The organism is Wolbachia endosymbiont (group A) of Philonthus cognatus (assembly GCF_947251755.1).
In the GTDB taxonomy this organism is placed as follows: Bacteria; Pseudomonadota; Alphaproteobacteria; order Rickettsiales; family Anaplasmataceae; genus Wolbachia; species Wolbachia pipientis.
On record NZ_OX366388.1, the window covers coordinates 916,411 to 928,320 of the forward strand.

The 11,910-nt window shown below is 33.2% G+C and carries 1 protein-coding gene and 1 pseudogene; one reads left to right on the forward strand and one right to left on the reverse strand.

What is annotated here, in order from left to right; all coding sequences use genetic code 11:
• The first annotated feature begins 96 nt into the window (after window positions 1–96).
• The gene (locus OPR21_RS04445; RefSeq protein ID WP_265029625.1) at window positions 97–11,298 is read left to right on the forward strand and encodes an ankyrin repeat domain-containing protein; all 11,202 of its coding nucleotides are present in this window, start codon (window positions 97–99) and stop codon (window positions 11,296–11,298) included.
• Between the two features lie 220 nt (window positions 11,299–11,518).
• On the opposite strand, the pseudogene OPR21_RS04450 reads toward OPR21_RS04445, so the two are convergent.
• A pseudogene (locus OPR21_RS04450) lies at window positions 11,519–11,875 on the reverse strand (Rpn family recombination-promoting nuclease/putative transposase); the annotation flags it as partial.
• Between the last annotated feature and the right edge of the window lie 35 nt (window positions 11,876–11,910).

An 11,910-nucleotide genomic window follows, 5' to 3' on the forward strand; every position in this document is an offset into this window, starting at 1 on the left:
TCTCTTTGAAAATTCAGTTACTTAGACTTAAACGAAAGCATACAAAGAATTTTAGTGAGAGTAAAAATTGTAAAAGGTTAAAATCAGGAGGCGGTTATGGTTAATAACGATCAACAGCAAGAAAAACCACAAGATTTCGAGCTAATGGAGTTACTTTTTAGTAAGGTAGATTCTTCAACTTCTGATGCAGCGGATTCACTGGATAAATCTTTTGAAGCAAGATATCAGTCATTGGTTGATCAAATACAATCCTATTTACATTCTAGTGAAAAGCCAGGCTTTTTTCCTCATAGGTTTTTAGGTTCTTTTTCCAGTGTATTAGATACTAAACTTAATGACAAGCTAGGTATAAAGAAATTACACTTTCGTTTTGAGGGATCAAGAACCTTAAAGGTTGTGGCAGAAACAGAAAACAAAACACATGTTTTTATTTTCACTGAAGATATAGAAGCTCAACATTCTAAACAAACAAATACTAAGAATTTTGAATTCACCACAGGTGAGTGGAAGAATGTGATGGGTAGAGATTATACTCCATTAGACGAACGTAAGCTTCAAATTGATGTGATAAAAATTTTGAAAGATAAATATGAGTTAGTAAAAAGCAGACCAAAGTCAGACAAAGATGTTAAGTCGAAGAAGTTACATTTATATCTGAAGAATAACATATTGGAGTGTAAAGCTAAAGATATATATGGAAATACTCAAACAATGCAAATTGATTCTGGTGAATTAAAAGGTAATGATGCATTTAAAAATAAATTTTTTGATGAAATTAAGCAGTTTCTAGGTAAGTCAGGTAAAGATCTTAGTGATGATGTTAGAAAAGAATTATCAAGACTTACGTCAGTAAAGGGATATACCTTAAAGGGTGATGGAGAAGATGAAAAAATAAATATTAAGGTGGAAAGTAAGAAGAAGATTATAGATCAACCCATCGAGCCTACAGTGAAGTTTCAGAAAGTGGCAAAAAAGTTAGGTAAGTCTGTTTATTTAGAAAGTTATATTGAAAAGCTAGCTAACCCAGGTGCAGAAGTAGATCAAGTTCGGAAAAATCTCGAAGACATTCTAAATTATATTAAGAAAGTTCATACCAATTTAGACTTACAAGATAGTGTTTATGGCAATAGAGCTCGCGAAGCTGATCAACATGGCTTTGTAGCAGGAGTATTTGATAACTTTCGATATCGTGATAATACCAAACTATATCTGGAGCAGTTTGCTGGTGGAGGTTATGCTGATGTTGTTTTGCTTGTTCGTGGGCCTAATCGTGCTGTTGATTCAGTTCCAATTCTTATTGAACTTAAGGCTGGAACTGAAGGGCAAGTTGATCCAAATGATGCACTGGAGCAAGCTAAAGGTTACATTGAAGGTTTTAGACCAAATAAGATGAGGGTTTTAACCAATGCAGATAATGCTATTGCTGTTGGGTTAAATTTAGATAATGCGGAACCGTTTAAAACTGAAGTAAAACCTATTAAACAACCTTCTTCTTTGATGGAGGATTTTATAAAGTTAGCTCGTAGGTGGAATAATCAACAACTTTCTGAAAAAGATTTCAAGCAAGAAATAGCAGATTTGTTATCAAGCGAATATCATACTTTTCCAGCAAATAAAGAAACAAAAGATCATTACTATTTCAGTCGAGACATATTAGGTCAATCAATTTTAATCAACAAGATTGATCAAGATCAGGGTAACGTAAAAAAATATATATATTCATACAATGAGTATCCGCTAAATTGGCCTCAGGGAACAGAGTACACTTTGTCTAAAAGCCCTGTTACAACATTAATATTTGTTCAAGGTAATGAAGGGCAAGAAAACACAGCATTCATTTTTCATATACGAGAGTCCAATACAAAAGAATTCTATGCTGATAAAAAAATTCCAGTGCTGAACATACCTGGAATAGGAGGAGTAAAAAATGTCATAGAAATTAAAATGAGTCTCAAAAAATATGAAACAGGGTTGTCTTTTGAAGAGCTTTTTGAAATAGAACAGATAAGTAAATATAATCCAAGTGGTGCCGATCAGCAATTTACAGGTAGTTTTCTTAAGATACCTAATTCTGATGAATTAAAGGTAAAATTTGATCAAGCAATTACTTCTCAACATGCTTCTGACGGTGAGGTTTCATTGCAAGCATATAAAGCGTTGCTTAGTGAAGTAGCAGATATGATTTACCCTATTAAAGATTTGATTACTAATGAAGCAAGATTACAAGCGGTTCTTAATGGTTTGCTTAGTAGCTACAGTGATTTAAAGTTAAAAGAGACTTCTACAAAACAACAAGATTCTGCGAAGACTGTAATTATACCTGAATTTCAAGTAGGAGCAGGTGGTCGTGTTGATATGGTAATTCAAGGTATTGGTCCTTCACCTCAGGGTACTAAAGAATACACTCCTATAGCGCTGGAATTTAAGCTTATAGATAAAAACTTAGACGAAAAAAGAATGAAAGAAGAAGTTGATAAATTAACAAAAGAACAAAATGTTAGATATGCTAAAGGGGCAGCACTGAAAGCAATTACAGATAGTGATAAAATGTTTTTCATGGGTGTAGTTGTTAATGTGAAGGCTAAAGATAAAAATTCTTTAATATTAACGAGTGATAAGTTTGTTCCTGCTCTAGTAGTTCATAGTTCTATCTTTAGTATTAGTCAGCATCAATGTTCTAAAGGAAGGAGAACACGTAGTATAGGAATACCTTGTATAGATTCATTCGATGAAGAAAAGATTACAAACGAAGAAAAGAGGAAACGTGTTAAAGAGTTATTTGGCATTGAATCTTATGACGAAAAAATTATAACCATAGATTCTCCTCAAGTGAGTATTGATAGTGGTAAAGTGAATGTAAAATTCAAAGACAATAACGGTAATGATAAAGAATTAATAATAGATAATGCTGCAAATATTAAGAGTATAGAAAATTATGTACTGGATAAGAAAAATCTTGAAATCAAGTTAAAAGTAAGCAGCGATAAAGAGTATGCTATAATAGAAGCAATTAAAGAGCAAGGTAGCGAATATTATTTAAGAATTGATGATTATAGAATAAAATTAGATAGTATATTTCAAGATGGAAAAGAAGTAATCTTTGATAAATTACATCAACTATCAAATGATAAGCAGTTATTAGAAAATAAAAAATATATTGAAGATATAGGTGATGTTCAAACTAATCAAGATTACAACAATATTGTAGAGGAAATTAAACAGAGCTTATTAGCAAAAGGAGTTAGAGAAGATACTTTCGATAGGTTTAAAAGTCATTTTGATGATCTTGGTGAAAAAGTTTTTGCAGATTATATTAGTAATGTAGAAAGCAGCCTTAAAGAAAAAAGAATTGCATTTGATCATAATAAATTTGATTCAGCAAAAATAAAAGGAGTAAAAGGTGGAAAGTTTTTTTCCATGATGGCTATATATGACTTGCTTGATAGTATAGGTGATACAGCAACACTTGGACGGCATGATAATGATGCTTTAAAGCAAGTATTTGGTATCAATGGTATACTAGATGCTATGGATGATGTTAGGACGAGTGTAAGTATTTCTCCTAATAGTAAAGTAGGAAGATTGATTAACAAAATACCACAACCTATACGCCAAGCTTTTGTTAAGATTATCGATAATCCTGTAGTTCAAAGTATTACATTTGCGACTATCGCTTATCAATTTGGATATAGTGTAAATGAAATAGTTCAAGGTAATCATCATCCATTAAATTATTATTGGACAGCTAGTAGTGGTGTAAAATTAGCAAGCATGAGTATAAGGCCTATAAGTGCAGGAGTTAGTTTTACAGTAAAAAGTGTAAGTGCTATTACTAAGATTTTAAGAGGGTTATCTGCTGCAGGCAAAGTTTTAGGTAGGATGTCAGTATTTACTATGGTTCCTGATATTGTGTTTTCATTGCATCAATCCTTATACAGTAGAACAATGGAAGCGCAAGCAATAGCAGCACAAATTCCCATATCTAATATCGATCGTACTAAAATATTTTTTTCAAATTCCGAAAAAGCAATATACGAAGACTATATAAGGATAAAGGGTTATTTAAATACTGTGAAAAGCAATGCCATAAATTACCTTAATTCTGATCCTAATATAGCTGCAGTTGTGCAGTATGTTACTAGTATTGAAGAAAAATATAGTGAGATCATTAGAACCATTGAGAAAAAACATGTATGTGCTGGAAGTGGACTCGGTTGTTCAGATCAGTGGACATGTGAATTAGAAAAAAGATATGAGAGTATCTCTTTCAATAAGGTTAATACGACTTCTAATGTAAAAGATGATTTATCTTCATTAAATATATCTAGACCTCTCTACTTAGAATTTTATCAGCTGGATGACATAGGCGCTACAAGATTTAAGAGTACTAAAAAATATGAAGAGTTTCTTGCAAAACAAGAAAAGAAAAAAGTTTATTTGATTAGTAAAGAGGCAAAGTACCTTCCCCATATAACTCAAGACGAGTACAATAGCGGGCTAAGAGTCGTAATGGCCCCATCAGGACATTTAATACCACAACATCAATGTAGTGGCATAATTAATGAACAACGTATATTCCGGCCCTACGCTTTGGATAAGGTATATATGCCTTGCAATACTGGCAAAACCTATAGAAACTGTCAAGAGAGCTTTACTCTCTCAGGTGAACCTTTTATTTTTACTAGTCCAACAATAAAAGATCCTAGTAATACAAAAAAGCAAACCTTTCCTAAAGGATCAGTATTATACATTTCAGGACCGAAAACATTGACAGCAGCTGCAAATTATCCAGCAGTAATGCATATTCCAGAGGGTAGTAATATACGTTATATTGGCTCTAAAAACAATGAAACTATTTTTATTATTAATAATTCTATGTCTGGTACCCTCAAAGGTGGAGCAGGAAAAGAAAATACTCTAGTAATGAATGTTAAAGCTAATAATATCGCTGCAAATTTGCATAGTGGAACTATACGTTATGGTAATAGTAATAACATAAGATTGGTTAACACATATAACTATGTATCTAACTCTGACAACAAGCAAAATATTACTACTCACTGTGAAACGAGATTAATTAATGTAAAAAACGCGGAAGTTTGGCAAAATTCATCTAACTGCACAGATAAAGATTATGAAGTTAGAGTGGTCAACAAAGAAAATGTACATCACAGAGGATTGAAGCAAACAGTGTTTATTATTAATGAAAACAGTGATAGTGCTAGGATAGTAAGTGATTTAGGCAGTACAGGAAAAATAAAGGGGAATATTGACGTAATAAGTGTTCAAGTTGCTAATATCACACAGTGGGGAATAAGTGAAGATATAGAAAAGGTCGGCTATAGCTTAGATCTTTTAGCTAATGATACACAAAGTATTGTTTCAAGTACTAAAATCGATGATTTTAAAAATCTAATAATTCAAGTAAACTGTAGTGGAGTAACAGAATCTGTTGCAATACAAGACAAGTCTTTGTTTGATACGGCGGAGGATATTAGGTATCAAAAGTTGAAAAATTCAGGCAATGACATTAGTGGAGAAGTTATACAGGATAGTGAAAAGAAGTTAAAAGCATTTATACAAGCAAGTATTCTAGGTCAAGAATTGCCTAGCACTTACCAAGTTGCAAAAGATATTGCTAGTAAGAGTAATTTGGACATACCAATATCTCAAATAGAAGTCACCAAAAATCACATGGGAATACCTAGTGAAAAAGTGATAATTGCTGATATGTACTCAGGTCAGGTAGTTGTTGATTTTAGCTATAATAATTCTGATGTTACAAGTAGTTATCAGAAATATCATAATAATGGAGGAAGCCTTAATTATGATCGCTATATGGTAGCATGTAATCACTATCAAGATGTGACGGTAGAAGGAGAAAAAGGGCAACATCAGTATGTTATCAGACTACCAGATACATTAAATCACGAAATCTCGTTATTCCCCATAAGACTTAATTTAAAAATAAAAAGCAAAGCAGTGCCTTATCAGAACGTACCTTACAATATTATTGATTTTGCTGGATTGAATGTAACAGATATTGATAGTATAGGTATAGAAGAAGGTGAAAGGAGTTATATAAATGAATGTTATAACAAATCAATCTCTGACCTTACAGAGGACAGTTTAGAGATAAAAGATATTACAGTACTTGATAGCAAAGGTACTAAGTGGTCTTTGTCTATTGGTTTAGTTGATTACTTTAAAAGTCCAGAGCATCAGCAAATTGTATTACAAATGAACAATAAGCTTTATAAAATTGACAGTACAAATTTAAAGCTTGAGCATGTAGAGATGGATCCTAACTCTTTCAGATACTATCAGCCAGATGAACAAGGATTACAGATTTATCATAATCAACCTATTGACAAGAATGATGTTGGGTTGGTTGATTTTAGAGATAAGTCTATATTGGGTTTTGATATGGAGATTGTTGATGATAGTTTAGTGCTATCATATGGAAATAGTACCATTGCAAAAGTGGAGAATTGGAGTAATTATCAGCCTGCAAGAGAAATGATGTTCGCTTTTAATGATACAATGGTTTCTAATGCGGAATGCATATTCTCTGCTTGTAATTCAGAAGATATTATAGAGGACTTTAATAAGGAGAAAGTGACTTTATTAAAGGAGCAAATGTTTGATGCTATAGTGCGAGATAATATTAATGAAGCTAAAGATTTAATTAGAAAAATTGAAAGTATTAATATTGAAAGTAGGCATGAATTAACACCTTTGTACGTTGCTATTCAAGCAGGTAGGCTGGACATAGTAGAAATTCTTTTTGATAGGAAGCATTTTAGTGTTAAAGATAAAGACATCCATCCCCTGCACTGGGCCGCTCAGCAAGGCAATTTGAATATAGCTAAGTTTCTTGTGGATCAAGGTGCTGATATTGGAGCTAAAGATAATAATGGTAGAACTCCTCTGCGTGTAGCCGCTTATAGTGGTGACCTAGATATGGTCAAATTTTTTCTTGATAGGAACATGAATATTGAGGTTAAAAATAATGATCCATATAAGGTGATGGGAGTAGTTGAGGGCGTAAAGAACGAAATTATTAACCAAGCAGATACTGCACCTAATGTAAAAAGATGGGCAGAGTTTTTTGTAGAGAAGTTAAGATATTCAATAAAAAGTGTAGCAAAAGAGAAGCTAAAGGATGGCATGTTGCATAATAGGTATAGTTCAGTTAATGAACTTGCTAATGAAATTTATAAATCAGATGGAAAGCTGTTTGATGATATAATTAAAGAAGTTGTAGATGATGCATATGGAAGAGTAGATACGAAAAAAATATTAAGCTGTGTACATAATCATGGTGATATTGGTCAGTTGATTTCAGGTTACATAGCTGTATTTGATGCAATGCAAAAGAGTGGTGATCTAAATGATAATGCAATATTTAAGTTAGCTTCTTACATTAAAGAAGCAATGGAGATGAAGGATTATCCTAATGTTCCTTTAGAAAAAAGATCTAGCCTTGAAAAGCTAGAAAATAGATTACCAAAATCAGTAAGGAATGCAATATTTGCTTCAAAAGTATGTATTAAGAATGTTTATCAGGGTGAATATTTATATGCTGCTAACAAATGTTTCAATTATGATAATGACAGACGAATGGCATTTACTTGGACTCCAAAGAATGAAAAAAGTGATAAGTTTAGGTGGAAGATTAAACTTGATGGTGACAATTTTTATATAGTGAATGTTGCATTTAATGAAACCTTGTATGCTGCTAGTAACTATTTTAATTATGATAATGATAGACGAATGGTATTTACTTGGATTTCAGGAGGAAGAGTTGCACGAGATGTGTGGAAGCTTGGACCTGATGGTGATAACTGTTCTATAATGAATGTTAAGCTTAATGAATATTTATATGCTGCTAATTATGCTAAATATGACAATGATAGGCGTAGAGTATTTACTTGGATTCCAGGAGGTCAGGTTCCGCAAGGGATGTGGGTGATTGAAGATTGTGGGTCTAATGTAAGAAAAGTGAGAAATGCAGATGCTGGTTCTAGTTTAGATATAGTAAAGGTTTCAAGGCAAGCACAATTAGATCATGCATTGTTGAATGTAACAAAAGTTGGCAATATTAGTGAAGTAACAGGCCTTGTTAATCAAGGAGCTAATGTTAATACTGAAGACAGAGATGGTAATACCCCTGCACGCAATGCTGTATTAAAAGGTCACTTTGGTATATTTAAATACCTTGTTGAAAATGGTGTTAGTTTAGAGGGTAAAGATCATCGTTGTGGTCCCTCTATATGTGATGCTTCTTATAGTGGTAATTTGGATATACTAAAGTACCTTATTAGCAAATGTGTTGATATTAATGATACTGATAAAAATGGTTGGACACCGCTACATTTTGCTGCATGGAGAGGCTACTTAGAAGTTGCTAACTTTTTAATAGAAAAGGGTGCTGATATTAACGCTGAGAACATTTTTGGCAGGAAACCTATACATGTTGCTGCTGAAAATAATAATACAAACATTATAGAATTTTTTCTCAGCAAGGGAATGAGCATCGATGATTTTGATAGATATGGTCGAACACCACTATACTGTGCTTCTTGGAATGGTCACTTGGGTGTAGTAAAGTACCTTGTAGAAAAGGGAGCTGACGTTTATACTCAAGACAAAGGTGGTAAAACATTGCTGGATATTGCTACTGATCAAAAACACAATAATATTGTAGAGTATTTAAAACAAGTGCAATTAGATAAAGAATTATTGATTGCAGCACAATATGGAAATCTTAGCAAAGTTGAAGATCTTGTAAGTCAAGGAGCTAGCTTAAGTGCTAAGTATAGCGATGGCCGAACTCTTATGCATTGTGCTGCTTATGGGGGCGAGCTAAATGTAGTAAAATATCTTGTGGTAGGTGAAAAGAGTAGTTTAAAAATTAAAGATAATAGTGGTAGAATTCCCCTTCACTATGCTGCTTACAATGGTAAACTAGATATAGTAAAATATTTTATAGACGAAGAAAAAATTGATGTTAATATTAAAGATCATGGTGGCTGGGCGCCTCTATATTATGCTTCTTGTAGTGGTTATTCTAATGTAGTAAACTACCTTGATAAAATACATAATTTAGATTTGATAAGTAACTTACAAGAAAATTCTGCGTCTTTAGAAATCCCAAATAGTAATAACATTGAGGTTCAAGACAAACTTGGTAGAACGCCCTTACATCTTGCTGCCAAAGCAGGTGATCTGAGCAAAACAAACCTTCTTTGTGATTATGGTGCTAATATTGAAGCTCAAGACAATTTTGGTTGTACACCAATTTTTTTCGCTATTCGATCAGGAAAATTGAATGTAGTGAGTCTTGTTCTTTATTATGGTGCTAATATTAATGCTCAAGATATGTATGGTTCTACGCCTTTACACTATGCTGCTCAAGAAGGTAACTTAGGTATGATTCAGCTTCTTCTTAGTAGATGTGCTAGGATTGAGCTTCTAGATAGGAATGGTTGGACACCTATACTTTTTGCTGCTCGAGAAAGTAAATGGAATGCAGTAGAACTTCTCGTTAGTAAGGGTGCTAAATTTAATAATGAAATAACGTATCAGGGAACACCTTTACATTTTGCTGTTCGAGAGGGTAATTTGGATACGGTTAAATTTCTTATTGATAAAGGTGCTAATATTGAGTCTCAAGACGACTATAATAACAAACCTTTACATCTGGCTGTTAGGGTGAACAGATTGGATATAGTAAAATTTCTTCTTGATAAGCACGCTAACATTGAGGCTAAAGACATGGATGGTGATATACCTTTAGAATTGGCTATTCAAAGTGGTTACAAAGATATAGAGGAAGTTTTAAGGCAAGCACAATTAGATCTAGATAAAGAATTATTGAATGCTGCAAAAAGCGGAGACCTTGATAAAGTTAAAGAATGTATAAAACGGGGTGCTTATATTAATACTAAGAGTAGTAATGGAAGGACTTCTCTACACTGGGCTGCATTTGAAGGTTGCTTACCAGGAGTAGAGTATCTTATAAAGGAAGTTGCTGACATTAATGCTAAGGATAACACTAGTAGGACTCCTCTACACTATGCTGCTAGAAATGGTCATTTAGATGTAGTAAAATACTTTATAGAAGAAGGTGCTAACTTTGATGTTAAAGATAAAGATGATAAAACACCGTTGGATCTTGCCTCTTGGCAAAAACATAATGATGTTGTAAAATATTTAGAGGAAATCAAAGAAGAAAAAGACAAAACTGTTCAACGCAAACGCTGTCATCACCATGGAGATCATAGTCGTCATCATAATCACTTATCGCGTAAACCTCTTGCTATAGATTTAGGTGATCAACCTGAGATAGCAACAAGTAGTGGAGCAAGACCACCTTCATGGATAAATGATTTGTTTGGGTGGATAAAAGGTTCTGTAGGTGGTTTATTTTATTCTAGAGCTGCTTTATCTGAGGAAGCATCAAATACTGCAAGTTCAATACCACAAGTTGATGAGCAATTTGCCAAAGCTTCGGTAAGTAGTAGTAGTTCAACAAGTACCACACTACCATCTGATGGTACAGATAAAAAACAAGAAAATGGAGGTTTCTTTCGAGACAACATTGATTATGTAAATGCAAATATAAAACAAATGCGTGAAAGGCAAACACCTGTTAAATTTAAACCTAGTGGCGGAAATACAATACTAGAAATGGGAGATCACTATCTATCACAGGTTGATTTTAATGGTACAATAATGTTACTTGATTTATTAATTAGAAAAGTTACAGGTCAGAAGTATATTTCTACAGTAGATCAGTCTATATCCCCACTAGAAGCACAGGGCTATGCACTCAATATTACAAAGGGATTTGAAAGAGTAGTAGAACAAGCTGGATTAAAAAGTGATGTATCAATGCATCGATTAAATATTGATTATGTGAGAATGCAGGAAGAGATTGCTGAAAAAGTTATGAGTGGTAAATTTAATGAGATTTCAGGGATTTTAAATTCATATGTAGAGAAGGCGTGTCCTGGTAGAGAGGCGGGATGTCCTGGCAAGTTAAGTCCGAAGAAGTTTGACAAGTTTATGATTCAATTTAATAGCAGGCTAAATATTGTATTAAATCAATCAATAGAGCAGATATTACACAACAGAGATGGTAGATTAGAAGTTGATGATGCAAAAAAACAGCAGATGAGTTTAGAGCCTCAAAGTTATTTAAGTAATGCTTCAGTTCACAGCCATTCAAAAGTATCAACTTGTCTTTCTGAGATAGGAGTAACCAAGCTTAGAGGTAATCTCAATAGGTGAGTTATAATATAAGGGGTGGAGCTATAATATGCCAAGTAGTGGAAAATTTAAAGTGAGGGTGGCTTTGATATAGAAATTTGGGTAATGTTATGATAGTAATTTATATAATTCTATGTACAATCTTCATAGCTGTTTTAGACAGTTCACTAGATTCTTAATGAGGGGATATGTCTAACTTAGAGAAGGTTTTCATAAATGTTGAAGTGAATAAGTAGGGATATTATGTTTTTTCTTTGAGTTGTGAAATTTCAGAATGAGAGAGACCGGTAATTTCAGCGATAACATCAATAGATACACCGGCCTTGAGTGAGTTTTTGGCAACTTCAATTTTACCTTCAATTTTACCTTTTTCATGGCCGATTTGGATGCCTTCTTGTCTACCTTTTTGAGTGGCATCATCGAGTTTTTGTTCCAAGATAGCAGCTTCTTTCTGTAAATCCATTACTCTTTCTTCATAAGCTACAAGATCTTTCTCATTCCAATGAAATTTATCTAACTCGTCATACGCTAACTTTATTATCGGTGACTTTTCTGCTATTTTTCTTAAATCTTCATCCGTAGTTTCTTCTGCATATTGTTGTCTAAGTGAAGAAGGTCGCCCTTCCTCACTCG

Excerpts from the sequence above, each read along its gene's own strand:
- OPR21_RS04445 (WP_265029625.1), top strand. The coding sequence starts at position 97 with ATGGTTAATAACGATCAACAGCAAGAAAAACCACAAGATTTCGAGCTA.